This window comes from Candidatus Symbiopectobacterium sp. NZEC135 (assembly GCF_025962695.1).
The window spans coordinates 1-1,144 of the sequence record NZ_JAGFPF010000610.1; the positions used below are offsets into that span (position 1 = coordinate 1).

Sequence of the window (1,144 nt, forward strand, 5' to 3'; positions counted from 1 at the left end):
GTCCCCACCAGCCACGGCATCAGCGATGCATTCTCAACCGGATCCCAGAACCACCAGCCGCCCCAGCCCAACTCGTAATAGGCCCAACCGGAACCCAGCACAATCCCCAAGGTTAAAAATGACCATGCCGCCTGCGTCCATGGGCGCGACCAACGCGCCCAGGCGCTGTCCAAACGTCCCGCCAGCAGCGACGCCACCGCAAAGGCAAACGCCACCGAGAACCCGACATAGCCCATGTAGAGCAGCGGCGGATGGAAGATTAAACCAATGTCTTGTAGCAACGGATTGAGATCGCGCCCCTCAATCGGGTAATCCGGCAGCGTGCGGATAAACGGGTTCGAGGTCAGCACGATAAACAGTAAAAAACCGACGTTGATCATCCCCATCACCGCCAACACGCGCGCCACGGCGTCGCTCGACATGCCGCGGCTAAGCAGGGCAACCGCGAAGGTCCAGCCGCTCATCAGGAGCACCCAGAGCAGGAGCGAGCCTTCATGCGCCCCCCAGGCCGCCGCGACCCGATACCACACCGGCAAAGCGCGATTCGAGTTGTTCACTACGTACAGCACGGTGAAATCGTTAATGACCAGCGCGTAGACCAGCAACAGGAACGACGCCAACACCAAGGCAAACAGCGTACAGGCAAGCGGGCGAGCCAGCGCCATTAAGCGTGCATCCTGACGTGTTGCCCCCCACAGCGGATAAATACTGAGCAATAACGCCACGCCCAGCGCCAGACACAGCAGATAATTCCCAACTTCCGGCATCATAAGCGGGCACCCTCTTTGGCCGCAGGCGATGGCTGGTGTTGATGTTGTCCGTCCATGGCGGCTTTCACTTCCGGCGGCGTGTATTTCTCATCATGACGCGCCAGCACTTCTTTTGCCGCAATGCGGTTCTCAGACTCCAACACGCCCTGTGCCACCACACCCTGCCCTTCGCGGAACAGGTCCGGCAGAATACCCTGATAGGTCACCTCCACCGAGCCTTGGGCGTCATACACGGTGAAATGCACTTGCAGGCTTTGGCTATCACGCCGCACGCTGCCCGGCATCACCATGCCGCCAACGCGTAAACGTTGTCCGACCACCGGAATTTCTTGCGTCTCATTTTTTCCGTACAGGATTTCACTGGGCGTATAGAA

Annotated in this window: 2 protein-coding genes; both read right to left on the minus strand. The window is 59.3% G+C overall.

Annotated features, from left to right (window positions below; translation table 11 throughout):
- The coding region (locus tag J5224_RS29150) for a heme lyase CcmF/NrfE family subunit (protein ID WP_264628566.1) at positions 1-770 on the minus strand (770 nt) is incomplete at its 3' end.
- A partial coding sequence (gene ccmE / locus J5224_RS29155; protein WP_264628567.1) for a cytochrome c maturation protein CcmE occupies positions 767-1,144 on the minus strand: 378 nt, incomplete at its 5' end. The genes ccmE and J5224_RS29150, both read right to left, overlap by 4 nt.